Annotated in this window: 35 protein-coding genes; 30 read left to right on the plus strand and 5 right to left on the minus strand. The window is 49.5% G+C overall.

Annotated elements, in window-relative coordinates:
- Window positions 1-23 precede the first annotated feature (23 nt).
- The 28 genes from rpsJ to rplQ all read left to right on the plus strand — a co-directional run bounded on the left by rpsJ (window position 24) and on the right by rplQ (window position 13,443).
- Window positions 24-335, plus strand: coding sequence for a 30S ribosomal protein S10 (gene rpsJ, locus C2U68_RS16140; RefSeq protein ID WP_020484801.1), 312 nt, complete (start codon window positions 24-26; stop codon window positions 333-335).
- A 30-nt stretch (window positions 336-365) separates the two neighbouring features.
- Entirely contained in the window at window positions 366-1,016 is a 651-nt protein-coding gene (gene rplC / locus C2U68_RS16145; RefSeq protein WP_140913505.1) for a 50S ribosomal protein L3, read from the plus strand.
- 3 nt (window positions 1,017-1,019) lie between these two features.
- Window positions 1,020-1,640, plus strand: a complete 621-nt coding sequence (rplD, locus tag C2U68_RS16150) for a 50S ribosomal protein L4 (protein WP_140913506.1) — start codon at window positions 1,020-1,022, stop codon at window positions 1,638-1,640.
- Window positions 1,637-1,936, plus strand: a complete 300-nt coding sequence (rplW, locus tag C2U68_RS16155; protein ID WP_140913507.1) for a 50S ribosomal protein L23 — start codon at window positions 1,637-1,639, stop codon at window positions 1,934-1,936. Before rplD ends, rplW begins: the two co-directional genes overlap by 4 nt.
- A 32-nt stretch (window positions 1,937-1,968) precedes the next feature.
- Entirely contained in the window at window positions 1,969-2,796 is an 828-nt protein-coding gene (gene rplB / locus C2U68_RS16160; protein ID WP_140913508.1) for a 50S ribosomal protein L2, read from the plus strand.
- 12 nt (window positions 2,797-2,808) lie between these two features.
- A complete protein-coding gene (gene rpsS / locus C2U68_RS16165) occupies window positions 2,809-3,081 on the plus strand; it encodes a 30S ribosomal protein S19 (protein WP_064042135.1) in 273 nt (90 codons plus the stop codon).
- Between the two features lie 9 nt (window positions 3,082-3,090).
- The gene (gene rplV, locus C2U68_RS16170; protein WP_140913509.1) at window positions 3,091-3,423 is read left to right on the plus strand and encodes a 50S ribosomal protein L22; all 333 of its coding nucleotides are present in this window, start codon (window positions 3,091-3,093) and stop codon (window positions 3,421-3,423) included.
- 9 nt (window positions 3,424-3,432) lie between these two features.
- Window positions 3,433-4,104 (plus strand): 30S ribosomal protein S3, encoded by a 672-nt coding sequence (gene rpsC, locus C2U68_RS16175; protein WP_140913510.1) that lies wholly within the window; start codon window positions 3,433-3,435, stop codon window positions 4,102-4,104.
- Window positions 4,105-4,124: 20 nt separating this feature from the next.
- Window positions 4,125-4,538, plus strand: a complete 414-nt coding sequence (rplP, locus tag C2U68_RS16180; RefSeq protein ID WP_026602118.1) for a 50S ribosomal protein L16 — start codon at window positions 4,125-4,127, stop codon at window positions 4,536-4,538.
- Complete coding sequence (gene rpmC, locus C2U68_RS16185) at window positions 4,538-4,729, plus strand: 50S ribosomal protein L29 (protein ID WP_140913511.1); 192 nt, start codon at window positions 4,538-4,540, stop codon at window positions 4,727-4,729. The genes rplP and rpmC overlap by 1 nt, the downstream gene beginning before the upstream one ends.
- Before the next feature lie 2 nt (window positions 4,730-4,731).
- Window positions 4,732-4,995 (plus strand): 30S ribosomal protein S17, encoded by a 264-nt coding sequence (rpsQ, locus tag C2U68_RS16190; protein WP_140913512.1) that lies wholly within the window; start codon window positions 4,732-4,734, stop codon window positions 4,993-4,995.
- A 27-nt stretch (window positions 4,996-5,022) separates the two neighbouring features.
- A complete protein-coding gene (gene rplN / locus C2U68_RS16195; RefSeq protein ID WP_054759259.1) occupies window positions 5,023-5,391 on the plus strand; it encodes a 50S ribosomal protein L14 in 369 nt (122 codons plus the stop codon).
- A gap of 15 nt (window positions 5,392-5,406) precedes the next feature.
- Window positions 5,407-5,724 carry a 50S ribosomal protein L24 gene (rplX, locus tag C2U68_RS16200; protein ID WP_140913513.1) on the plus strand — a complete coding sequence of 106 codons (318 nt, stop codon included), beginning with the start codon at window positions 5,407-5,409 and terminating at the stop codon, window positions 5,722-5,724.
- An 11-nt stretch (window positions 5,725-5,735) separates the two neighbouring features.
- Entirely contained in the window at window positions 5,736-6,275 is a 540-nt protein-coding gene (gene rplE / locus C2U68_RS16205; RefSeq protein ID WP_140913514.1) for a 50S ribosomal protein L5, read from the plus strand.
- A 10-nt stretch (window positions 6,276-6,285) separates the two neighbouring features.
- Entirely contained in the window at window positions 6,286-6,591 is a 306-nt protein-coding gene (rpsN, locus tag C2U68_RS16210; RefSeq protein ID WP_140913515.1) for a 30S ribosomal protein S14, read from the plus strand.
- Window positions 6,592-6,626: 35 nt separating this feature from the next.
- The gene (gene rpsH / locus C2U68_RS16215) at window positions 6,627-7,022 is read left to right on the plus strand and encodes a 30S ribosomal protein S8 (RefSeq protein WP_140913516.1); all 396 of its coding nucleotides are present in this window, start codon (window positions 6,627-6,629) and stop codon (window positions 7,020-7,022) included.
- A 19-nt stretch (window positions 7,023-7,041) separates the two neighbouring features.
- Entirely contained in the window at window positions 7,042-7,575 is a 534-nt protein-coding gene (gene rplF, locus C2U68_RS16220) for a 50S ribosomal protein L6 (protein WP_140913517.1), read from the plus strand.
- Between the two features lie 8 nt (window positions 7,576-7,583).
- Window positions 7,584-7,937, plus strand: a complete 354-nt coding sequence (gene rplR, locus C2U68_RS16225) for a 50S ribosomal protein L18 (protein ID WP_140913518.1) — start codon at window positions 7,584-7,586, stop codon at window positions 7,935-7,937.
- A 9-nt stretch (window positions 7,938-7,946) separates the two neighbouring features.
- The gene (gene rpsE, locus C2U68_RS16230; protein WP_140913519.1) at window positions 7,947-8,453 is read left to right on the plus strand and encodes a 30S ribosomal protein S5; all 507 of its coding nucleotides are present in this window, start codon (window positions 7,947-7,949) and stop codon (window positions 8,451-8,453) included.
- A 6-nt stretch (window positions 8,454-8,459) separates the two neighbouring features.
- Window positions 8,460-8,645: a 50S ribosomal protein L30 gene (rpmD, locus tag C2U68_RS16235; protein ID WP_140913520.1), complete on the plus strand. Its 186-nt coding sequence runs from the start codon at window positions 8,460-8,462 to the stop codon at window positions 8,643-8,645.
- A complete protein-coding gene (gene rplO, locus C2U68_RS16240) occupies window positions 8,646-9,080 on the plus strand; it encodes a 50S ribosomal protein L15 (protein ID WP_140913521.1) in 435 nt (144 codons plus the stop codon). It abuts the gene before it with no gap.
- Window positions 9,081-10,406 carry a preprotein translocase subunit SecY gene (gene secY, locus C2U68_RS16245; RefSeq protein WP_140913522.1) on the plus strand — a complete coding sequence of 442 codons (1,326 nt, stop codon included), beginning with the start codon at window positions 9,081-9,083 and terminating at the stop codon, window positions 10,404-10,406.
- A gap of 15 nt (window positions 10,407-10,421) precedes the next feature.
- Entirely contained in the window at window positions 10,422-10,535 is a 114-nt protein-coding gene (rpmJ, locus tag C2U68_RS16250; protein ID WP_081607976.1) for a 50S ribosomal protein L36, read from the plus strand.
- Between the two features lie 75 nt (window positions 10,536-10,610).
- Window positions 10,611-10,967, plus strand: a complete 357-nt coding sequence (gene rpsM / locus C2U68_RS16255) for a 30S ribosomal protein S13 (protein WP_140913523.1) — start codon at window positions 10,611-10,613, stop codon at window positions 10,965-10,967.
- A 24-nt stretch (window positions 10,968-10,991) separates the two neighbouring features.
- Window positions 10,992-11,378, plus strand: coding sequence for a 30S ribosomal protein S11 (rpsK, locus tag C2U68_RS16260; RefSeq protein WP_020484822.1), 387 nt, complete (start codon window positions 10,992-10,994; stop codon window positions 11,376-11,378).
- 15 nt (window positions 11,379-11,393) lie between these two features.
- Window positions 11,394-12,014: a 30S ribosomal protein S4 gene (rpsD, locus tag C2U68_RS16265; protein WP_140913524.1), complete on the plus strand. Its 621-nt coding sequence runs from the start codon at window positions 11,394-11,396 to the stop codon at window positions 12,012-12,014.
- 23 nt (window positions 12,015-12,037) lie between these two features.
- A complete protein-coding gene (locus C2U68_RS16270; protein ID WP_140913525.1) occupies window positions 12,038-13,045 on the plus strand; it encodes a DNA-directed RNA polymerase subunit alpha in 1,008 nt (335 codons plus the stop codon).
- Window positions 13,046-13,062: 17 nt separating this feature from the next.
- Window positions 13,063-13,443, plus strand: a complete 381-nt coding sequence (gene rplQ / locus C2U68_RS16275) for a 50S ribosomal protein L17 (RefSeq protein ID WP_140913526.1) — start codon at window positions 13,063-13,065, stop codon at window positions 13,441-13,443.
- Between the two features lie 99 nt (window positions 13,444-13,542).
- Here rplQ and C2U68_RS16280 read toward each other — a convergent pair whose 3' ends face one another.
- The 3 genes from C2U68_RS16280 to C2U68_RS16290 form a co-directional block, all read right to left on the minus strand.
- Entirely contained in the window at window positions 13,543-14,049 is a 507-nt protein-coding gene (locus tag C2U68_RS16280; RefSeq protein WP_140913527.1) for a DNA-deoxyinosine glycosylase, read from the minus strand.
- The gene (locus C2U68_RS16285) at window positions 14,046-15,119 is read right to left on the minus strand and encodes a glyceraldehyde 3-phosphate dehydrogenase NAD-binding domain-containing protein (protein ID WP_140913528.1); all 1,074 of its coding nucleotides are present in this window, start codon (window positions 15,117-15,119) and stop codon (window positions 14,046-14,048) included. Before C2U68_RS16285 ends, C2U68_RS16280 begins: the two co-directional genes overlap by 4 nt.
- Before the next feature lie 214 nt (window positions 15,120-15,333).
- Window positions 15,334-15,900: a Smr/MutS family protein gene (locus C2U68_RS16290; RefSeq protein WP_140913529.1), complete on the minus strand. Its 567-nt coding sequence runs from the start codon at window positions 15,898-15,900 to the stop codon at window positions 15,334-15,336.
- Window positions 15,901-15,964: 64 nt separating this feature from the next.
- On the opposite strand from C2U68_RS16290, the gene surE reads away from it, so the two are divergent.
- Together surE and C2U68_RS16300 are read left to right on the plus strand one after the other, a co-directional pair.
- Complete coding sequence (gene surE / locus C2U68_RS16295; protein WP_140913530.1) at window positions 15,965-16,714, plus strand: 5'/3'-nucleotidase SurE; 750 nt, start codon at window positions 15,965-15,967, stop codon at window positions 16,712-16,714.
- Window positions 16,715-16,716: 2 nt separating this feature from the next.
- On the plus strand, window positions 16,717-17,379 hold the full coding sequence (locus tag C2U68_RS16300) for a protein-L-isoaspartate(D-aspartate) O-methyltransferase (RefSeq protein ID WP_140913531.1): 663 nt from the start codon (window positions 16,717-16,719) through the stop codon (window positions 17,377-17,379).
- A 48-nt stretch (window positions 17,380-17,427) separates the two neighbouring features.
- Here C2U68_RS16300 and C2U68_RS16305 read toward each other — a convergent pair whose 3' ends face one another.
- Complete coding sequence (locus C2U68_RS16305; RefSeq protein WP_140913532.1) at window positions 17,428-19,947, minus strand: tetratricopeptide repeat protein; 2,520 nt, start codon at window positions 19,945-19,947, stop codon at window positions 17,428-17,430.
- Between the two features lie 16 nt (window positions 19,948-19,963).
- Complete coding sequence (locus tag C2U68_RS16310; RefSeq protein WP_140913533.1) at window positions 19,964-24,169, minus strand: FkbM family methyltransferase; 4,206 nt, start codon at window positions 24,167-24,169, stop codon at window positions 19,964-19,966.
- Between the last annotated feature and the right edge of the window lie 166 nt (window positions 24,170-24,335).

A 24,335-nucleotide genomic window follows, 5' to 3' on the forward strand; every position in this document is an offset into this window, starting at 1 on the left:
CTTCTATTGTCGAGTAATTGAAGATGGCAAATCAAACTATCAGAATCCAATTGAAAGCCTTTGATCATAAATTGATCGATCAGTCGGCGGGAGAGATAGTAGAAACAGCAAAGCGGACCGGCGCCCAAGTGAAAGGCCCGATTCCTTTGCCTACTAGAAAAGAGCGCTTTACTGTACTGATTTCGCCACACGTCAATAAAGACGCGCGCGATCAATACGAATTGAGAACATACAAACGGTTGTTGGACATCGTCGAACCTACCGATAAGACTGTTGACGCCTTGATGAAGCTTGATCTGGCGGCTGGGGTTGATGTTCAAATTAAGCTGAAATAACGAAAAGTTATAGATTAGAGGGATTGGCAGATGTCAATAGGTCTTATTGGTCGTAAATGTGGTATGACCAGAATTTTTTGCGAAGATGGTTCTTCTGTACCTGTAACCGTGCTTCATATCGACTCAAACCGAGTCATTCAGGTAAAGAGCGTCGAAAACGACGGTTACCGGGCCGTACAGGTGGCTGCAGGCGATGTAAAGTCTTCTAAGGTCAATAAAGCAATGGCGGGTCACTATGCTTCTGCCAATGTCACAGCTGGTCGGGGGCTTTGGGAGTTTCGTCTCGGCGAGAATGAGGGTGGGGAGTTAGTCCCTGGTGCTGAGCTCAAGGTTGACGTATTTTCCGCAGGGCAAATTGTCGATGTTGCCGGTACGAGTATCGGTAAGGGCTTTGCAGGTACAGTTAAGCGCCACAATTTTAGAACGCAGGATGCCACTCATGGTAACTCTCGTTCGCACAGGGTGCCCGGTTCCAGTGGTATGAACCAAACGCCAGGACGAGTATTTAAAGGCAAAAAAATGTGCGGCCACATGGGGGCAGTTAAGACGACTGTTCAAAATCTGAAGATTCACGCCATAGACGTCGAGCGCAATTTGATTCTGGTTAGGGGCGCCGTTCCCGGGGCGAAAGGCGGCGACGTGGTTATCACCCCTGCGGTGAAAATGATCAATAAAGGTTAATTTATGGCATTACAAATACCTGCAATCAACGGTGGCGGTTCCTCTCAGGCACTCGATGTGTCAGATGAAGTATTTGGTCAGGATTTCAATGAAACCTTGGTCCATCAATTGGTCACTAAATATCTTTCAAGTGCACGCGCTGGCACAAAGGCGCAAAAAAACCGCTCTGCCGTTAGCGGTGGCGGTTTGAAGCCCTTTCGCCAAAAAGGCACTGGCCGTGCGCGTGCCGGTACAACCCGCAGCCCGATCTGGCGCACGGGTGGTGTCACGTTCGCGGCTCAGCCGCGCTCGTTCGACCAGAAGTTGAACAAAAAAATGTACAAGGTCGGTATCCGATCCATATTCTCAGAATTATTGCGTCAGGGACGGATCGCAGTTTGTGATGACATCGTGCCGGCATCCCCAAAAACAAAAGACTTCTTGTCAAAAATTAAAGGTATCGAAGCCAAACGGTTGCTGGTCGTGGCGGATGACCTGAACGAAAATTTGATTTTGGCGGCAAGGAATTTGCCATATGTAGCGGTGGTAACACCTACTAGTATCGACCCGGTGTCGCTAGTTGCCGCTGATAAAGTCATAGCAACGGCTACAGCCTTGAAGCAAATTGAGGAGCGTTTAGCATGAGTGAACAAAAAGTTAAATTAGCGAACGTTTTGTACGCGCCGATCATTTCGGAAAAAAGCTCAAATGCCGCGGACCAAAATAATCAATTTGTGTTTAAAGTGCAAAAGACAGCAACCAAACTGCAGATTAAAAAAGCAGTCGAGTTGATGTTCGACGTGAAAGTCGAATCGGTTCGCGTATTAAACGTCAAAGGAAAAATCAAGCGCTTCGGACGCGCTTTGGGTAAGCGCTCAGACTGGAAAAAAGCATATGTGAAATTGCAGTCGGGCCACAATATCGAACTTGCAACAGCATAACTTTTTAAAGCAAATAGGAGCGGTAGAAGAGCATGGCTATTCTAAAATCAAAGCCGACATCTCCAGGTTCTCGGTTTGTAGTACGTGTACAAAATAATGATTTGCATAAGGGTAAGCCATTTGCACAACTACTAGACAAAAAGAGCAATACTGGTGGACGTAACAATCAGGGTAGAGTGACAACCCGCCACATCGGTGGGGGACACAAAAAGTTTTATCGTATTATCGATTTCAAGCGCGATAAAGCTGATGTTCCGGCCATTATCGAGCGAATAGAATACGATCCAAACAGAACAGCTAACATCGCACTGGTTTTATTTAAAGACGGTGAGCGGAGATACATAATAGCGCCCAAAGGGATAGAAGTTGGTCAGGAAATACTAAGTTCCGAAACCACCCCCGTCAAAGTTGGAAATTGCATGCCGTTACGTAATATGCCACTGGGTACCACCCTGCATTGTGTCGAATTGAAGCCCGGCAAAGGTGCTCAGTTGGCACGAAGCGCAGGTACTTCTGTCCAATTGGTGGCTAAGGATGGCGCTTATGTGACAGTAAGATTGCGTTCCGGTGAGATGAGAAAAGTGCCTTCCGACTGCAAAGGTGTGGTTGGCGAAGTTTCGAATTCTGAGCACAATTTGATTTCCCTGGGTAAAGCTGGCGCCAAGAGGTGGAGAGGCGTAAGGCCTACAGTTCGAGGCGTTGCCATGAACCCGGTTGACCACCCGCATGGGGGCGGTGAAGGCCGAACTTCAGGCGGGCGCCATCCTGTGTCGCCATGGGGAACTCCAACTAAGGGCTACAAAACCCGTAAAAATAAACGTACTGACAACATGATTGTCAGACGCCGTAAGCAAAAATAAGAGGTATCTGACGTGCCACGTTCAATTAAAAAAGGTCCATTTATTGATCATCACTTGCTTAAAAAAGTTGAAGAGGCGGTGAGAACAAATAATCGGAAACCGATTAAAACCTGGTCTAGACGCTCGATGATCAGCCCTGATATGTTGGGGCTGACCATTGCGGTGCACAATGGTAAGCAACATGTGCCAGTGTTGATTTCTGAAAATATGGTCGGTCATAAATTAGGTGAGTTCTCCCCGACGAGAACTTATAAAGGCCATATCGCTGACAAAAAATCCAGATAAGGAGTGAACGTGGAAGTATCGGCTAAATTGAGTAACGCTCCCTTGTCTGCGCAGAAAGCGCGTTTGGTAGGAGATCAGATTAGAGGGTTGCCTGTTGAAAACGCCTTAAACCTTTTGAATTTCAGCTCCAAAAAAGCGGCTGCAATCTTCAAAAAAGTTCTTGAATCAGCTATAGCGAACGCCGAGCATAACGAAAACGCAGACATAGACGAACTAAAAGTCTCTACCGTTTTCGTGAACGAAGGGCGCACAATGAAGAGAATCTCTGCTCGAGCAAAGGGGCGCGCCAACCACATTCTGAAAAGAACTTGCCATATAACAATCAAAGTAGCTGAGAAATAGAGGTATAAGATGGGACAAAAGGTTCATCCCACTGGGATTCGTCTCGGGATCGTAAAAGATTGGACTTCGAGATGGTATGCAAATAGCCAGAATTACCCTGTGCTTCTGCTGCAAGATTTGAAAGTTCGTGAATATATCAAGCAAAAATTGGCGCACGCTTCAGTTAGTCGTGTCCAGATTAATCGACCTGCTAACAATGCAAATATAACTGTGCACACTGCGCGGCCCGGCATCGTAATTGGGAAAAAAGGCGAGGATATCGATATCTTGCGTCAGAATATCTCCGCGATGATGGGGGTTCCCGTACAACTGAATGTCGAGGAAATTAGAAAGCCTGAGCTCGACGCGTACTTAGTTGCAGAGAGTATTGCCCAACAGTTGGAAAAACGGATTATGTATCGCCGGGCAATGAAGCGGGCGGTGACAAACACTATGCGATTGGGTGCGGAAGGTATCAAAATCACCGTGGCGGGACGTTTAAACGGTGCTGAAATCGCCAGAACTGAATGGTACCGTGAAGGGCGCGTCCCGCTGCACACCTTGCGGGCTGACATCGATTACGGAACCGCAGAGGCGAAAACCACTTACGGAATCATCGGTATTAAGGTCTGGATATTCAAAGGTGAGGTGTTCGATATGGATGCCCATACCGCTTCGCTCAACGCAGATTCAAAAAAATAAGTTGAAGGGGAATAGACAAAATGCTTCAACCAAAAAGAACAAAGTTTCGTAAACAACATACCGGACGTAATAACGGCACCGCGTTGCGTGGGTCCTCAGTCAGCTTCGGTGAGTATGGTTTGAAATCTATAAGTCGTGGTAGAATGACGGCCCGCCAAATTGAGGCGGCTCGGCGAGCTATCAGCAGGCATGTTAAGCGTGGTGGTAAAATTTGGATCCGTATTTTTCCAGATAAGCCAATTACCAAAAAACCATTAGAAGTTCGTATGGGTAAAGGTAAAGGTAGTGTAGAATACTGGGTTGCTCAAATTAAGCCAGGCACCATGCTGTTCGAGATTGAAGGGGTTTCTGAAGAGTTGGCCCGTGAGGCTTTTGAGCTTGCAGCTGCGAAGTTACCTGTAAAAACAACGTTTTCTGCTCGGACAATAATGTAATGAAAGCAAAAGAACTGAGAACCAAAAGTAAAGACGAATTGAAAGGGACGTTGTTGGAGTTGTCCAAGGAGCAGTTTAATTTAAGAATGCAGAAAGGTACCGGGCAGTTAAGTAAATCTAGTCAAGTAAAAACCGTTCGGCGCCAAATTGCTCGCATTAATACGATCTTAAGTGAAATGGCGAGGGCGTGATCATGAGCGAAAACATAGAAAGTACACGTAGAGTAACCGGACGCGTCGTTAGCAACAAAATGGATAAGACAGCATCGGTTTTAGTCGAACGGTTGGTGAAGCATCCGGTGTACGGCAAATATATCAAACGGTCTACGAAGCTGCTGGTGCATGACGAGAACAATATTTGCCAAGAGGGCGATATAGTAACAATCGCTTCGTGTCGACCGATTTCGAAAAATAAATCGTTTAAGTTGCTGGAAGTCGTCGAGGCTTCCAACAAATAATTAATATCTTTAGTTGGGAATTTAAAAATGATTCAGATGCAAACTAGCCTTGACGTCGCCGATAATAGTGGCGCAAAAAAGGTCATGTGTATCAAGGTTCTTGGAGGATCGCATCGCCGCTATGCCGGTATCGGTGACATCATCAAAGTCAGTGTTAAAGACGCAATGCCTCGCACCCGCGTGAAAAAAGGCGACGTTTACAATGCCTTGGTCGTAAGAACAAAAAGAGGTGTTCGTAGAGCTGATGGTTCAGTGATTAGATTCGACGGTAACGCTGCGGTAATTTTAAATAACCAACTGCAACCAATCGGTACACGTATCTTTGGGCCTGTCACACGCGAGCTGAGAGGGGATAAGTTTATGAAAATTATCTCTCTCGCCCCAGAAGTGCTATAAGACGGAGGCCTAAAGATGCAAAAATTAAAACAAGGTGACGAAGTTATTGTCTGCGTTGGAAGAGAAAAAGGTAAGCTTGGACGGGTTTCTAAAGTGCTTGAAAATAATAGAGTGCTGGTCGAAGGTGTTAATTTGGTCAAGAAGCACCAAAGAGGCAATCCTAACCTCGGTATCTCTGGCGGCATCGTAGACAAAAATATGCCCATTCATATTTCGAATATAGCGATATTCAATCCCAAAACAAAAAAAGCTGATCGGATCGGTTTTAGGTTGAATGCTGATGGCAAAAAAGTTAGGTTTTTTAAATCTAACAATGAAACTATCGGTGATTGAGGAGACAAGCTATGTCGAGATTAGAAAAGAAATACAAAGAAGAAATAGTGCCGGCATTGATAAGTCAATTCGGATATAAAACCGTAATGCAAGTGCCTAAATTAACCAAAATCACTCTTAATATGGGTGTTGGTGGCGCGGTAGCGGACAAGAAAGTGCTGCAATCTGCCGTGTCTGATATGGAGAAAATCTCTGGACAGAAGGCCGTAGTTACTTTGGCGCGTAAATCTATAGCAGGGTTTAAAATCCGCGACGACATGCCTATTGGATGTAAGGTGACTTTGCGTAGCGATAGAATGTACGAGTTTTTGGATAGGTTAATTACCATTTCTATACCGCGTATTCGTGATTTTAGAGGGATGAGTTCCAAAAGTTTCGATGGCAGAGGGAACTATTCTGTCGGTATTAAGGAGCAAATAATTTTCCCGGAAATCGACTACGATAAAATCGACACCCTTCGAGGGATGGATATTTGCATCACTACGACAGCCCAAACCGACGAGGAAGGTCTGGCGTTGTTGAAGTTATTCAATTTTCCATTTAAAAGCTGAGGGTGCACTGATGGCAAAAAAATCGATGATAGCTCGCGAATCAAAGCGCGCTAGTTTAATTAAAAAATACGACAGCAAACGCAGTGCGTTAAAGGGAGTTATACGTTCGCCAAATGCGACGTTCGAGGAGAAGGAAAGCGCGCAAATTCAGCTGCAAAAATTACCCAGGGACTCTAGTAAATCTAGATTACGTAATCGCTGTAAGCTCACCGGTAGACCTCATGGTTACTATAGAAAGTTTGGGTTGAGCAGGAATAAGCTTAGAGAAGCGACCATGCGAGGCGATGTGCCTGGTCTGTCTAAAGCTAGCTGGTAACTATCGTTACGTAAAAGGTTGTTGGGGAATTAATAATGAGTATGACAGATCCTATTGCAGATATGTTGACCAGAATAAGAAATGGTCAGTCTGCTGGTAAAAAGAGCGTGAAAATGCCGTCCTCTAAATTAAAGCTTGCTATAGCAAAAGTTTTAAAAGAAGAGGGTTATATCAACGATTACAAAACCGAAGTAAACGGTAGTCATACAGAGATGACAATCGAGCTCAAATATTACAACGGTGTCCCGGTAATTGAGAGTGTGAAAAGAATTAGTAGGCCGGGTTTGAGGATTTACAAATCTAAAGACGAGCTTCCAAAAGTTCTCGGCGGCCTCGGTATTGCGATCGTATCAACTTCAAACGGCGTAATGACTGATCGGGCTGCTCGTGCCATTGGGCACGGCGGCGAAGTCATTTGTACCGTCTGCTAAGAGTTTTAAAGGATATATCATGTCACGAGTAGCTAATGCGCCGATTGTATTGCCGGCCGGCGTAGAGATAAAACTGGACGGTAAACACACAGTCATAAAAGGCAAACTGGGTGAGCTTTCATTCCGCCTTTCGCCATCAGTTGAACTTGAATTGAGCGGCAATGTTATCAGCGTAAAATGGGATAGCGCGGTGAAAGGTGCGAAGGCGCATGCCGGTACTGCTCGCGCGTCAATCAACAATATGGTTAAGGGTGTTTCGGAGGGCTTCGTTAAGAAGATGCTTTTGGTTGGCGTCGGTTATAGGGCGCAGGTCAAAGATAATCTCCTGACTTTGTCTTTGGGTTATTCCAATCCAGTGGAATATCTGATTCCCGAAGGTGTCACCGTTGAGGCGCCGTCACAAACCGAGCTTTTGGTAAAAAGTAGCGACAAGCAGAAACTGGGGCAAGTGGCTTCTGAAATTCGCGCTTTCAGGCCGCCGGAGCCTTACAAAGGTAAAGGTGTCAGAATTGCCGATGAATATGTGGCTCGAAAAGAAGCCAAGAAGAAATAGGTAACAAAATGGATAAGAAAAATTCCAGGCTAAAGCGAGCGCTAAAGCTTCGTTGCAAAATCAAGAAACTGAACGTCAACAGATTGACCATACATCGCACTTCACAGCATATCTATGCACAAGTGTTGAGTGTTGATGGAACAATGACCCTCGCTTCTGCTTCTACTGTGCTCGCGGATATTAAAACAAAGGTAAAAAATACCAGTAATATCGATGCGGCGACAGCAGTAGGTACGCTAATTGCGGAGCGAGCCCTGGCTGCTGGGGTTCAGGAGGTCGCGTTTGATCGATCGGGTTTTAAATATCATGGCCGTGTGAAAGCGTTGGCAGATGCTGCTCGCGAAGCCGGGTTGAAGTTCTAGGGGAAGATTATGGCAACAGCACCATCTCAAGGTAGTACCGACGGTTTGCAGGAGAAATTAGTTTCTGTTCGTCGAGTGGCAAAAGTGGTTAAAGGCGGTAGGGTATTTGGGTTTGCTGCTCTTACAGTCGTAGGTGACGGCGACGGTCGGGTCGGTTACGGCGTATCAAAGGCCAGGGAGGTGCCGGTAGCAATCCAGAAGTCCCTGGAGCAAGCACGAAAAAATATGAGAAAAGTCGCGCTGAAGGAAGGTACTTTGCAATATTCCATTATGTCCAACACTGGTGCGGCTAAAGTCTATATGCAGCCGGCGTCGGAAGGTACTGGTATTATCGCTGGAGGGGCTATGCGTGCGGTTTTTGAGGTTGTAGGTGTGCACAATGTACTGGCCAAATGCATAGGTACTAGTAATCCAATTAATGTTGTCAGAGCTACGATCAACGGTCTCACTGCTATGCAGGATGCGAAGAGGATTGCCGCTAAACGCGGTTTGACTGTTGAGCAAATTACAGGATAAGAAGACATGTCCGGCAAAAAGTTAAACGTAATGATGACTAAAAGTAAAAATGGTAGATTGAAAAGTCATCAACAATGCCTGAAAGGCTTGGGATTAAGCAAAATTCGTCAAGTTGTTGAGGTGAGCGATACTCCTGAAAATAGAGGCATGATTAACAAAATCGCTTATATGCTTAAAGTAGAGGAAGTCTAAATGTTTTTAAACACGATACAGGCTGCATACGGCGCAAGAAAAAAGGCTAAGCGCGTTGGTCGCGGAATAGGCTCTACTGACGGCAAGACCTGCGGTCGCGGTCACAAAGGGCAAAAAGCGCGTGCTGGGGGTTTCCATAAGGTAGGCTTTGAAGGGGGGCAGATGCCTTTGCAAAGGAGGCTGCCTAAAGTTGGTTTTACCTCTCGCACCAAGAAGTTTTCCGCAGAAGTACGGTTGAGCGAAATTAGTTCACTAAACGTTGACGTTGTAGATCTTCAGGTTTTGATTAGCAGTAATCTTGTCCCTGTGTTCACAAAGAAAGTTAAGGTTGTCAATACGGGTGTGTTGTCAAGAGGTTTAACTTTGAAAGGCCTTGGTGTAACTGCAGGTGCGAAGTCAACAATAGAAGCTGCTGGTGGCAAAGTAGAGGCATAGGTGAGTGCTAAAGGTTATGAAGTTTCCGCGGGTGCTTTCCGTTTTGGGGAGCTAAAGTCTAGGTTGCTGTTTGTTTTAGGCGCTTTTGTTGTGTATCGGGTTGGTGCTCACATTCCGGTTCCCGGGATTGATCCAAAGGCGCTTGCTACAATGTTTGAGCAGCAGTCCGGTTCGATCTTAAACATGTTCAACATGTTTTCCGGCGGGGCTTTGATGAGGCTAAGCTTGTTTGCGCTTGGCATCATGCCTTATATTTCTGCCTCCATCATTATGCAGTTGATGACTATCGTTATTCCCGCGATGGAGCAGTTAAAGAAAGAAGGTGAGTCTGGTAGGAGAAAAATCTCTCAATATACGCGCTACGGGACGGTTGTTCTGGCGATGTTTCAGTCGGTGGGTATTTCTGTAGCGTTGCAAAATCAAACCGCAGGCGGACTTGCTGTGGTTTTGCAGCCCGGTTTAGGGTTCGTGGTTGTTACCACCATTACGTTAGTAACTGGGACAATCTTTCTGATGTGGCTTGGTGAACAGGTGACAGAGCGTGGAATTGGCAACGGCATATCGCTACTAATTTTCGCCGGTATCGTATCAGGACTTCCCTCTGCAATAGGTGGGACGTTGGAGCTTGCTCGTACTGGAGAGATGAATGGTGCATTTATTGTGTTGCTTTTCGCGTTAGCGATTTTTGTCACAGGCATTGTGGTATTTGTTGAGCGCGGACAAAGACGGATCACGATTAATTACCCCAAGCGTCAGCAGGGCAATAAGGTGTACGCAGGGCAGAGTTCGTTTTTGCCTTTAAAATTAAATATGGCTGGCGTTATACCGCCTATCTTCGCTTCAAGTATTATCTTGTTTCCAGCAACTATTGCAGGCTGGTTCGGTAATGTAGAAGGTTTTTCGTGGTTGCAAGATGTGGCATCTGTTCTCTCTCCCGGTCAGCCTGTCTACGTCTTGTGCTACGCGTTGGCTATAGTATTTTTTTGCTTTTTCTACACCGCGCTGGTGTTTAATTCTAAAGAAACAGCGGAGAACCTAAAGAAATCCGGTGCCTTTTTGCCTGGTATCAGGCCGGGGATGCATACCACTAGTTACATTGATAAAGTAATGACTAGGCTTACCCTGATTGGCGCAGTCTACATCACATTGATTTGCCTGTTGCCCGAATTTCTGATTGTTTATTGGAATGTTCCATTTTCTTTTGGCGGTACTTCACTGTTAATCATTGTTGTGGTTGTAATGGATTTTATATCGCAAATGCAGACCCATCTGATGTCTCAACAGTATGAAGGGTTGATGAAAAAAGCCAATCTGAAGAAATCTTAATTTAAGGAGTTAGCCGTGAAAGTACGTGCTTCAATTAAAGCCATTTGTAAGAGCTGCAAAGTTATAAAAAGGAATGGCGTAGTAAGGGTCATCTGTAAAGATGGTCGTCACAAGCAAAGACAAGGTTAGTTGTTTTTGCGATTTATTTTTCGGAGTGTTATACTTCTCCGTTTAACCTTATAGTATCGTTTTTGGAGTGTTTGAATGGCTCGTATTGCTGGTATAAACGTGGCTGATCATAAGCATGCGGAGATAGCTTTAACAGCTATTTACGGAATTGGTAGGCAGACTGCTAGAGATATATGCAGTGAAGTAGGGGTTAACCCCGCTGTCAAAATCAGGGATCTGACTGAAGATCAAGTTGAGGCAATACGCAAAGTCATTTCTGGTATGACCGTCGAAGGCGATTTGCGTAGGGAAGTCTCTATGAACATAAAGAGACTTATGGATCTTGGCTGCTATCGCGGGATTCGGCATCGTCGGGGGTTGCCGTTGAGAGGTCAGCGGACTCGGACAAATGCGAGGACTAGAAAAGGGCCTCGTAAATCGGTCACCAAGTAGTAATTAAAATAGATAGGCAATTTGATGGCAACCCAAAATCGAGTTAAGAAGCGGATAAAAAAGGAAGTTGCAGACGGCATAGTGCATGTTCATGCTTCCTTTAATAATACGATCGTTACAATTACAGACCGGAAAGGTAACGCTTTGTCCTGGGCTACGTCAGGTGGCTCCGGATTTCGCGGGTCGAGAAAGAGTACTCCATTTGCTGCTCAGGTGGCCGCTGAGAAAGCCGGCGCGGTGGCGCAGGAATATGGCATGAAAAACCTCGACGTCATGATCAAAGGGCCTGGTCCAGGCAGGGAGTCCGCTGTTCGTTCATTAAACAGCATGGGCTTTAAAATTTCGAATATTGTGGATGTGACTCCGATTCCTCACAACGGATGCCGTCCTCCAAAAAAGCGTCGCGTTTAGGTAGTGGAGTAAATAATGGCAAGATATCTTGGTCCTGCGTGTAAGTTAAGTCGCAGAGAGGGCACTGATCTTTTTTTAAAAAGCAGAGGTAAATCTCTGGAGAGTAAGTGCAAATTGGATCAGCGTCCCGGTCAGCATGGGGCTAAGCGCACGAGAAACTCTGACTACGCTATGCAATTGCGCGCAAAGCAGCGTTTGCGCAGGATTTATGGCGTTTTGGAAAAGCAATTTAGAAATTATTACAAAGCGGCCGACTTGCAGAAAGGCGCGACTGGTCAAAATTTGTTGGATTTCCTGGAGTCCAGGCTGGATAACGTTGTTTATCGCATGGGTTACGCGGCCACTCGAGCAGAGGCTAGGCAGTTGGTGTCGCACAAAGCAATCTTGGTCAATGATCGTCTGATCAACATCCCCTCGTATCAGCTTTCCGCAGGCGACGAGGTTAAAATCAGAGAGAAAGCCAAGAGTCAACAGCGAATTAAGGATGCGTTGGTCGTTGCGGAACAATACGGCTTTCCGGTATGGGTGGAAGTTAACGCTAAAGAAATGAGCGGCGTATTCAAATCCGTGCCTGATCGCGTCGATTTGGGGTCTGACATCAACGAACAGTTGGTTGTCGAGCTCTATTCTAAGTAATAAACAGGGCTAGGATACAATATATGCAGAGTTCTATTGGTGGCCTTCTTAAGCCAAGATTAGTTGAAGTCGTAAACGAATCGGCCAATCATTCGCGGATTGTGATCGAGCCGCTTGAAAGAGGCTTTGGCCACTCGCTCGGCAACGCTTTGAGAAGGGTCATGCTCTCTTCAATTCCTGGTTGCGCAGTTACAGAAATATCTATAGATGGTGTGCTGCACGAATTTACCACGATCGAAGGCGTTCAAGAAGATGTTATCGATATCATCTTGAATTTGAAAAAGCTGGCGGTAATTGTCCATTCTAAAGACGAGGTAACATTAACCTTATCAAAAAAGGGAGCGGGTGTTGTTACTGCTGGTGATATAGAATTGCCTCATAACGTTGAAATCGCCAATCCTGAATTGGTCATCGCTAACGTTACCCAAGATATCGGCTTAAACATAAAAATTAAAGTTGAAAGAGGGCGTGGCTACGTTCCAGCAAGCGTCAGAAAGGAATCGTTCGACGACGCTCCCGTTGGCGTTCTCATGTTGGATGCCGCTTTCAGTCCGATTGTTAAAGTGGCTTATCACGTAGAGAGCACCCGGGTTGAGCAGCGGACCAATCTCGATCGCTTAGTTATCGAGTTGGAAACTAATGGCACTGTAGATCCAGAGCATGCGATAAAGACGGCCGCGTCAATCTTGCACGATCAGCTTTCTGTTTTCGTTGATTTCGAAAAGGTCAACGAGCAAGTTCAAGAGGAAGTTGCGGTAGAAGAGGACTCTTTCGACCCCGTACTATTACGTCCGGTAGACGATTTGGAGCTGACGGTTCGTTCAGCGAATTGCCTAAAAGCAGAAAATATCTTTTATATCGGCGATTTAATCCAGCGAACAGAAGTCGAACTGTTACGGACTCCCAACTTAGGCAAGAAGTCGCTCACTGAGATAAAAGACATCCTTGCTATTAAAGGACTGTCTTTAGGCATGCGGCTGGAAAACTGGCCGCCTGAGAACTTGGCAGACCAATCCCAAGCTGGAATTTGAATATAAGGCACTGAAAAATGAGACACCGTAAATCTGGAAGACAGTTAAACAAAAACAGCAGCCACAGAAAAGCGCTGTTTAGCAACATGGCTTGCTCACTTTTTAAGCATGAGTTGATTAAAACCACGCTTCCGAAAGCAAAAGAATTAAGAATGATTGCTGAGCCGTTGATCACTCTGTCGAAAAATGATTCAGTCGCAAAACGTCGTCAAGCTTTCTCCAAGTTGCGTGATCGCGATGTGGTGACTAAGTTGTTTAACGAACTGGGTCCACGCTACTCTGCCAGAACTGGTGGTTACTTGCGTATCATTAAGTGCGGCTTTCGGCCAGGTGACGATGCACCAATGGCTTATGTAGAGTTGGTTGATCGACCGGAGCCTGTGGCTGCGTCAGAATAAACTTATTAACTTTACTAGATGTTTTTATTTAAAGGCCTAGCCTAATTTGGTTAGGCCTTTTTATTTAGAAGTGCATTTTATCCGTTGCTTTTCGGATAGCTAATTCAATATAAGCTTCCATATTTCCAGCTTCCGTTCCAATGATAATGCGGCATTGGCCGGGCTGGTTGATGGTAGTCTTCTATAGTTGCGTATGTCATCGCATACCTTCAGCGTGGTAGTTAAATAAAATTTCCTAAACAGGTTTTCTGCTGTAGCACCGTTGAAGAACACGCTACGTATCGATGGGTGTCTTTGGAAAAATATAACGAAATCGTTGGGAACGATCGTTTGTTTAACAATAGCGGAATCTAGACTGCCAGAACGAGAGCAGTCTTTTATCACGTCCCACACGGCAATGCCGTTGTCATTGAGAGCATTTAATCTGGATTCATAAGGAAGTAACGCATCGATTCCTAGTAATCTACAGACAATCGGCCAGAATTGATTGCGGGGATGGGCGTAATATTCACCGGCGTTAAGCGAAGCTAATCCTGGCATGCTGCCGAGAATCAAGATCCGGGCGCGCTCCGTCGCAATTGGAGGAAATCCGCTTATAGGGTTCATTCAGAGCGTTGTGTGGGGTGGTTCTGCGTTGCTGACTTCAACACACCGAGTACGTCCAAAACTCTACAGCTGTATGCGTGTTCGTTATCGTGCATTATCGATAATCCGATTTGCCTTTGCTGATTAATTGTGAGCTGCGCCATCAACAAAATTGCAGAGAAATCTGTTCGCATGTAGTCGATGCTTGCTTTTTGATGGCCCCACGCCCCGTAGTCACAGCAAATGATTCCGGATAATTGGTTGTTAGCATACCGCTCAAATAGTTCTATGCACTGATCTCTGCTAGCATCTGTTGCCAAATATGCCGTAAAGTCGATCACCGACACTATTGCAGTTGGGACGCGGTAGGAAACGGCTTCCAACTTGCCCGCCAAATTTGGTAAGACGAGAGCTGTCGACTTGGCAACATTGGTGCCGGTGGGGATGATCGAAGCGGCGCAGCCTCGCCCAAGCTGTGAAGATGAGTGGTAGCCGTCCAAGACCCTCTGGTCAGAGAGTTGGGGGTGTATGGTGGCGATACGCGCCGATACTATTCCAAAATGTTTATCCAGAATGTGGCAAATCGGTACCATTGCATTTCCGGTGCAGGTACTCGCGGAGATAACGTGGTGCTTATCCGGTAGGTAATCAGCCTGATTAACCCCGTAAACGATGCTGATGTCGCACCCGGTCACGTTCCATGTGCATAACACCTTGCGGGCGATGTCCCGTTCCAAAATGGTTCTGAAATCATTGATGCTAGCGGTGCCGGTGGCGTCGAATAAAACATCGAGATCAAATTCCTTCAAACTGTCCAGGCCATGTTCGGATGGGCCGCTGCGTCGTCTATCGACCCGTTGATAGCGTATTCTTTTCCCATCCAAAATCAGGTCGTTGCCATCGCACTCAACTTGAAACGGAGGTCTGCCGTACGTACTGTCATTTGCCAGTAAATACGCGACATGGTCAATCGTCATCACGTCGCACACCACGCAAATCTGATGTCGGCCCCCACTTTGCTGGGAAAAGTTCGTACGTAATACGCCGCGGCCGATACGGCCGAGGCCGACGATTGCTACCTTCAAACTCATAAGCGGATACCTCCCGGTGTGGGGTCGGCCAATAATCGAGTGTTTTTGTTACCGCGAGAAATGAGGGCAATTGTCATCGCTTATGTGGGTGTTTTTAGACAGGTGTCGCGTGTCGGTGCTAAAAAGCTAGAGCAACTTCCCGGCCTCGTCAAGGTAAGTGGTCGGTACGTAACAGGATTTTGCGCCAAACAACTTGTTGGTGACCTTCATTGATTTAGATATCTTCTTCGTGGGCGCCAAATTTGGCGGAGAATCGCAGCAATACGAATACGGCTCCGGAGCCTCCGGCTTTTGGCGGTGCCGAACAGAACGCCAATACATCTTGATGTTGGCGTAACCACAAATTGATATCATTTTTTAACACCGGCTGACTGTCGGGCGAGTTATATCCCTTGCCGTGAATTACGTGAACGCAGCGGATTCCGTTTTCGACGCAGTCATGCAAGAAATTTAATAATTGTTGTTTGGCGTTACGGCTAGTCAAACCGTGCAGATCGATTTCGGCGTCCAAGCCATACTGCCCCTTGCGTAGCTTCTTCAGCACGTTTTTTTGCAGGCCCGGCGCTAGAAAGGCAATCCGGTCTTCCTGAAACAGCATGTCCAACTTTGCAGAAATATCTTTTTGCAGCGGGTCTATTTGTTCGAGCGGCTTAGTTTTCGGAAATGGGCGAGGCTTGCCGGCGGGTTGCAGACTCACCGTATTGGTATCGATAGTTTTAACTTTGCCTACCGTGTTTCTGAACAGCGCGGAGTCATCCGGCGAAGTGGTTTTTTTTGTCACGTAAGCTGCTGGTTTTGCGGTTTTTTTGCTAAGATGCTGCAATTTTAATGCGTTTTAATGCGGTATGCACATTCTGATTAGTAACGACGACGGCTATTTGGCGCAAGGGATCAATACATTGGCGCAAGCATTGAGTCAATATGCCGAAATATCGGTCGTTGCACCGGACAAGAACCGCAGCGCGGCCAGCAACTCGTTGACTTTGGACATGCCGTTACGCGCTACGGCATGTGACAATGGTTTTGTCCGTGTCGATGGTACACCGACCGATTGCGTACACTTGGCGATTACTGGCTTATTGAAAACCGAACCCGACATGGTGTTCGCTGGTATTAACCATGGCGCCAACCTGGGCGACGACGTGCTGTACTCCGGAACCGTCGCGGCAGCGACTGAAGGCCGATTTTTGGGATTGCCTGCGGTCGCTATTTCGCTAGCAGCCAGCGACCCCAAACATTTCGATACCGCGGCCGCGGTTGCAATCGCCTTAATGCAAAAAATTCTGGCTCATCCGCTGCCGGAGGACACCTTATTGAATGTGAATGTACCCGATGTGCCGTTGCACGAATTGAAAGGGTATCAAGCAACCCGCCTGGGCCAGCGGCACAAGGCGGAAGCGGTGGTTCGTGCCAGCGACCCGCGCGGGCATACTATTTACTGGGTGGGGCCGCCGGGTAGCGAGCAGGATGCCGGGCCGGGTACGGATTTCGATGCGATCCGCAACGGTTTTGTATCGGTCACACCGCTACAACTGGATTTGACCCGTTATGAGCGTTTGGCAGGCCTGAGCGAATGGTTGGCATTGGAGGCATAGGTATGAGTCGGCGTCTACAAGGCATCGGCATGACTTCGCGCCGCACCCGGGAGCGCATGATCTCCCGGCTGCGGCAGCAGGGCATAACAAACGGTAACGTGTTGGCGGTGATGGCGGATACGCCGCGGCATATTTTTGTCGACGAGGCTCTGGAAAGTCGCGCTTACGAAGATACGGCGCTGCCGATCGGCCATAACCAAACCATCTCCCAGCCCTACATCGTGGCGAAAATGACCGAGTTATTGCTGGAATTCGGGCCGCGGAAAAACGTATTGGAAATCGGCACCGGTTGCGGCTACCAGACCGCGATATTGGCTAACTTGGTCGGTCAGCTTTATTCGGTCGAGCGGATTGCGCCGTTGATGAAAAAAGCTCGAGACACGCTATGGGAACTGGGCATAAAAACGGTGGGGTTCAAGCATAGCGACGGTGGTTGGGGCTGGCCGGAGCACGCTCCGTTCGATGGCATTTTGGCCGCTGCGGCGCCACCGGAAGTTCCGCCGGCATTATTGGAACAACTCGCAGTCGGCGGCGTCTTGGTTATCCCGGTCGGATTGGAAGGCATGCAGGAATTACACAGAATCACGCGTACCGAACACGGCTTCGAAGACGAAGTCATCGAGCGGGTAACCTTCGTGCCGTTCTTGTCGGGCGTCAACCGTTAGTTTCGGCTTTTTCTTAGCCCGGACAGTCGCAGACCTGCAGCGGTAAAATTAGCGATTAACCCTGGTGGCCCACATTTCCCGCATGGCTTGGGCAAATTGCTCGGCAAATTGCCTGCCGGCAAACAGCGGTGAATATTGCAGCCGGTCCCGTAATTCCGAGCGCAGCTGGCTAAGCAGACCGAGATCGGCGGCAAAACCAGCGGCTTTCTGCAGATAATCCGACTGGTCTGACGCGATCCAGTTGGCCAGCCCGGCATTGGTAGCGATCGATTCCGCGGCGCGCGCCAGTAAACCGCCGCCGCGTAGAGTCAGCACCGGCACTCCCATCCATAACGCTTCCACGCTGGTAGTCACGCCGGGATACGGAAACGTGTCCAATGCAATATCGACAGACTGGTAAGCCGCCAAATGTTGTGTCCGGTCGCTAAAAGGCGGGCTCAAAACCAACCTATCCCTGTCGATACCGTGGCCGGCAAAGCGGTTGATGGTCCGTTCCCGAACCAAAACCTCGTTTAACTGGCTGGCTTTCAGAAACAATTTGGTATCAGGGACATGCCGCAATACTTGAGCCCAGAGTGCAATCGTGTCGTCGCTGATTTTGGTCAGATTGTTGAAGCTACCGAAGGTGATATAACCATTTTGCAGCGCCGGTAGCGGCCCAACCTCGACGGCCTGTTGCGGCGGCGCAAAACATAAACAAGTCTGCGGCAGACGCCATATCGCTTCGGTAAAGTGCTGTTCGTCTTCGGCCAGAATCGAATAAGGGTCGCTCAACACGTAATCGATGGCCGGCAACCCGGTCGAAGCCAAATAGCCCAGCCAACTAATCTGAACCGGTGCCGGCTTCCAGGCGAATAAGGGCAGCCGATTGTGGGCGCTGTGGCCGGCAAGATCGATCAGGATATGCACCGCGTCGCCGCGTATCAGCTCGGCAGCGGTTGCGTCAGTCAAACCGCCAATATTTTTCCATTCGCGTAGATAGGGTTGCAAACGCATCGAATAGTGGTCGGTTCCGGGCTGAGTTGCGTAGGCAATAAATTCGACTTGCTGTGCGTCGCTGCCGCGCAATAACGCCAACAGAAAATGCCCGACCGGATGATCGCGTAAATCCCCCGACACTAAGCCGATCCTTAACCGCTCCGGATTGTCGTCGCACAACCAATCGGTAAACGGCCGCGCCGCACGCTCGGCCATCTCGGCGAACTTGTGGGCTTCTTCCAGATAATTGCAGTTCGGGGAGTGTGCGCTGTAGTTCAAATGAAACAACAAACCGCTTTGGGTGGCGATTTGATCTGGATTCAGAGCCAAGCTGCGCCGCCAGCAGGCCTCGGCTTCGACAATGCGGCCCTGGCTTTGCAGATTGATGCCGAGATTGGTAAGTGGGTCGACATAGGCCGGATTCAATTCCAGCGCCCGGCGATAACTGGATTCGGCTTCGATAAGCCTCCGTTGCATTTGTAAGGTGGTGCCGAGATTATTCAGCGCTTCCGGATAATCGGCTTGCTTGGCCAAGGCATTGCGGAAATGGGCTTCGGCCTGGACCAAATCGCCCGCTTCGTAATACAGCGAACCCAGTGTACAAAACGCTTCCGCATAGTCCGGGTTCAATGCCAATGCTTGTCGGCAGGCTGCCAAGGCCTCAGCCGCCCTAGCCTGGCTTTTCAATAGTACCGCTAATTGGTAGTGGACTTCGGCCTGGAAAGGGGCTTTAGCCAATGCTGTACGGAACACTTGCTCGGCAGCGGCGAATTGGCTTTGCGCCTGTTGGCTCAGACCCAAGCGCAACCAAGCGTCGATTGCGTCGGGAGTTAACGCCGTCAGCCGGGTAAAACAAGTCTCGGCTTCGGCATAACGGCCCAGATTGTAGAGCAGGCTGCCGAGATTGGCATACGCAGGCACGTTATTAGGCTCGAGTTGCAAGGAGCGGCGGTAGGCGTCGATGGCTTCCGCAAAGCAGCCCTGACCGTGCAAAGCTGAGGCGTAATTGAGCTGGGCTTCGGCGTCATCGGCCAACAGATCTGCGGCGCGGCCTAAAGCCTGCAGGGCTTCCGGGAAAATCTGCTGTTGCAGCAGGAACAAGCCCAGGATTTTCCAGACGATACCCGATTCAGGAAAGAGGGCGAGCAAACGGCGGGCAAGTTGTTCGCCTTCGGCATAACGGCCTTGTTGAAAGTGGGCGTACAACGCCTGCAAATCCGGCCCGGCTGGGGCGGCCAGGACCTGTTCCATCGCCGCAATATCCGGCCCGCCTAAACCGTAGCGCTGCTTGGCTTGCTGCAGCAGCTCTCGTGCTTGCGGATAACGCTCGCCCTGAACCAGCGCCTGCAAATAGCTAAGCTGGTACTTGTGTTGCGCCGGGTCGGTTGCCATAGCGCGTTCAAGGTGGTTCAGGGCAATGTCGAATTGGCCGACCTGCAACGCCAGAACACCCATGTTGTGATGGGTTTGGGCGTGTTCGGGTTGCAACTGCAATATCTGAAGATACAAAGCTTGCGCCTCTGCCAGTCGCCCGGCTTGGTGCTGGGCGATGGCGAGTTGCAACAGCTGTTGCAGTTTTTCGGCAGACACTATCGTTTGTTGCTGGTCAGGCGGGCCGGTGCTGATCCGCTAATAGCTGGCGCAGGGTTTGTTCCAGATTGCGGCAGAACAGTTCGGTGTCGAACAAGGGATGGCTTTTTTGATTCTCGAGGAGTTTGGCTTTAATACCGGCCAGATAAGCGCTGTCGGTGGCCAGTTTCAACGCCAAAGTCTCGTACTCTTCCAGCGACTGAGCGATCAACTCGGGCAAGCCGATCGAATGCAACAAACTGGCTGCGACCCGGCCGGAAAAGGTGTTGCCCAGGTAGGTCACCACCGGCAGTCCGACCCGCAAGGCGTCGCTGGCCGTGGTATGCGCGTTGTACGGCGTGGTATCGAGAAACATATCCGCCAGCCGATAGCGGGCCAGATGGTCTGCCACGGCCGGGACCCGGGTAGCGAACACTAGCCGATTCGGATCGATCCCGCGCTGTTCCGCTTCCCGGCGCAAATTGCGTTGCGCCGGTTCGTTCAACTTCATCAGCCACAACACGCTGCCCGGAACTTGTTTGAGCAGACGCATCCAGATGTCGAACATCGGCGGATTGATCTTGTAATCATGGTTGAACGAGCAAAAGATCACGCCGGTTTCCGGCAAGCCCATTTCGGCTCGGGTTGGCATGCGCTCGGCAATCTTCAGATTCGAGTCGGTCGGCAGATACGCGTTAGGCAGATAGGCCACTTTCTCGCTGTAATATTTTTGATGCTGTTCCGGGATGACGATGCGGTCCGCCAGGATATAGTCCATGTAGTCCAGACCCAACGAACCGGGGTAACCCAGGAAATTAACGTGAATCGGCGCCGGCCGGTAACTGAAAATGTCGGTGCGGGAGTCGGCGGTATAGCCGGCCAAATCGATCAGGATATCCACTTCCAGATCTCGGATCAGTTCCGCGATTTCCCAGGATTTTTTACCGCGCACGTCGATGAATTTGCTAAACGCATTTTCGAAGCGTTGCCGCAATGCGCCTTTGTCGTCCAGTCCCAACGAAATGGCAATGGTCTCGAATTGGGATCGGTCGTGGTGCTCGATGATGCCGGCCATCAAATGTCCGACCGGATGTTCGCGAAAATCCGGCGACACGTAGGCGAGGCGGATTTTATCGTGCCGGTAGCTTTCGCCATTCCATAACGCCTTGTTTTTCGGCGGAAACAAATGCTCGGCGAAAATCTTGACGCATTGCTGCAGAGCTTCGGGCGAGTTGGACAAGGACATAAACGGCAGCGTTTTACAGACCTTGCGTTGTTCGCGGACGCCGGTTTCGATAATGTCGCGGCTTTCCTCGAACCGGCGCCAGTCGCAGCAATGCTGCTCGGCGTGAAATAGCAAACCTCTGCCGTAATCGAAATCCGGATTCGCCGCCAACAGTTGTTCGAATAGCGGAATGGCATCCTCATAACGGTTCATTTCGGTCAGGATAATGCCCAGACCGGCCAGCGCCTTGTCGGATGTCGGATTGACTTTTAACGCCTCGTTGAAGCTCTCGACCGCTTTGACGTGCTGTTTGATCTCGTAGTACAGGTTGCTGCGGTTGATCATGGCGCTTTCGTAGGCCGGGTCCAAGGCAATCGCCTGCTGGTATGCCGCCAACGATTCGTCGAAACGCCCCAGAGATTGCAGTACCACGGCCTGGACGAAATGCGCCGGTGCATAGCTTCTGCCGGTATCGGTGGCGATGGCTTTGCCGATCCAGGCCAAGGCCTCCTGTTGTTCGTCGGCTTGCGAGGCAAGGACCGCGAGCGAATACAGGGCCGGAAAGTTTTGTGCTTGCAGTTGCAACACTTCCAGAAACAATTGCCTGGCTCCGGGGGCGTCGTTGCTGTTTTGCAACTCCAGCGCTCTCATGGTTTTTTGCTGGACCAGGGTGGCATCGTTGGCGCTGAGCGTAGAGGTCGGCGTGGTCAGCGCGAAGTGGCTAGGCAGATTGTTGGTGTATTGGTCGGCTAAATTAGAACCTTCGCGGCGGTCCAGCTCTTTCAATACCAACAGGCAGAAATCCGGTGACTGCACGACGCTGTCCAATATCGCTGCCAGTTTGCGCAATTGCAGGTTACTGAGTCGGTCCAGCTTTTGAAAGTCTCTGACGAATACGGCGTCGGACCAGATTGCTTGTTTGATGCCTGCATACGGGTTGTCTTTCAAAACCAGTGGTTTGAAACTGCGCGGCACGATGCCGGTGAAGCAGTGGAACATAAAACCTTGCGAGCGCAGGAATTGTTCGACTTCGGCAAACAAGGGCTGGCCTTCGTACAACTCGACGAATTCGACTTCGGTCCAAATCACCAAGGTGTCGGCCAAGGCGTTGCTGCCGCCTTTGAATACGTCGAGTTCGCCGCCCTGTACGTCGATTTTGATCATGTCGACGTTGCCCAAATCGTTCAGCTGATCCAGGCTGACGGTCTCGACCGGATGTTCCGCGACCAACTGCACCACGTCGCCGAGTTGAAAAAAAGCGTCCAGCAACGGTTTGTTCGGCTTGTACAACGAGCCGGTCATGAACCAGTTGGTTTCGTAGTATGTCGCCGGACCGCCCTTGCCGACGAAATAGGGCAGGTAGCGGTAGGCGTCGTTGCCGGCGTAGATCTCGCATAACTTGGCGTGCGCCTCCGGATCCGGTTCGAATCCGACCACGGTCGCTAAATCGGCCTGCATCAACGGCGCGTAGGGTTCGGTCAACTGGCCGTGGGAACTGGCGCCGATATCGACGATGTTGACCCGTATCGGCTGGCCTTCTGTTTTTAATAAGGCGTCGAGCAGATTGAAAGCTTGCGGCAGGTTTAACAGCTCGCGCCAAATCGTGGCATTGTTGCGATTGTGTTGGACGATCAGTTGCTTGATATGCTCGGGAACCGGTTTTTGCCGGCGCAAACTGGCCAAGGCGTAGCGGCGGGCCATGCCGACCGATAAATTCGGGCTGTTTTGAATCAGATCCAGGACGCTAAGCGGATCGGCCAGAAAATACGATGAAAAGCTGCGTTTGGCTTCGTAGAACTCGATCAACAAGCATTTCAACCATTCGCCAAGCGAACCGACGACCGGGCGATTTAAGTCCCTGCTCAGCGGCGGCAGAAACGGGTGGCGGAAGTCGGTCAACACGTTGATATTCAGCAACAATGTCGCCGCGGTGGACAATGCTGCCGCGCGCATGCCCAGTTTGTAGTAAACATAGACCAGCATGACCAGCCAGGGTGTTTTTTCGGCCTCTGTGGCGATGTTCAGTGTGTTGTACGGTTCGGCTAAAACTCTGGCCTGTTGCAGCAAGTTCAACTTCTCGTGCGCAGCGAGCTTGCCCGATTCGTAGGCTGCACAAAGCGATATCAGTTGGCGAAATTCCGGCGCCAATTCGCTGCTATCGAGCGGCAAACAATAGTGCGAGTACTCGTAACCGGCAAAAAATGCACTGGGGTCGAAGCTATCTGGGGTTGCTGCCGGTTGCGGATCCCGATCCAGTAACAAGCCGCGCTGGCGCAATAACGCCGCCCGGTCCGGTTTGCAGGCGAACAGGTTTAAGGTCTCGCTGTGTTGATCGGCATCGAATTCGACCAAAACGTTGGGCTCGGCAATCAAACGGTAAATCCCGAAGCCGAATTGGCGGACGGCATCGATCAAGCCGTGATTGATTTGGCTGCCGTGCATTAACTCGAACATCAACAGCGGCGACTGTTCGCTGAAAAAGCGTTGGCCGCCTTTCAGGACGTTGATTTCTTCGCCTTCCGCGTCCATTTTGACGAAATCGATCGTTACCCCCGGCGCATATTCGGCCAAGCTGTCGTCCAGGGTGCGTAATTGGATGGTTTCCTTATTTTGGCCGCTGCCGCTCAACGAGTTGAGTTCGCTGTTGGCCGATACACTGATCTCCGCGGCGCGGGTCGCGTCGGATAAGCCGAAACGCAGCAGCTTGACCTTGTCGCTAAAGCCGTTTAACTCAATGCTGCGTTCCAGCATCGTCCCCGGCGCCGAAGTCGGTTCGAACGCCCAGACCCGGCCGCTATCGAGCAGTTTGGCGATGCTGAGGGCGTACACGCCGTGATTGGCGCCGATATCCAGGCTGCGCATGCCCGGCTCGATGTAGCTCCGGATAAAATCCATTTCGTCTTCGAACCAATCCTCCTGTTCCAGCAAAACATAAGGGGTCATCAAATTGATGTCGCTGGCCGCACACACGGTGACGTCGTTCTCGATTTTGATTGGCCAAAAAAGGGGTTTCTCCATGTATCTACCTTGTTTTGCGTTGCGATTGCAGGTTTAGGGAAATCGACCGGGCTAAGAAATCGATTCCTGTTGTGGGTACGGCGGCGGTGTCTAGTGCGAAACATGGCATTTCGACAGCGGCCGGATTGCAGAAATTATAGACGGCTATTGCCAAGCAAGAAGATTC

It is taken from the genome of Methylomonas koyamae, from assembly GCF_006483455.1.
Lineage (GTDB): Bacteria > Pseudomonadota > Gammaproteobacteria > Methylococcales > Methylomonadaceae > Methylomonas > Methylomonas koyamae_B.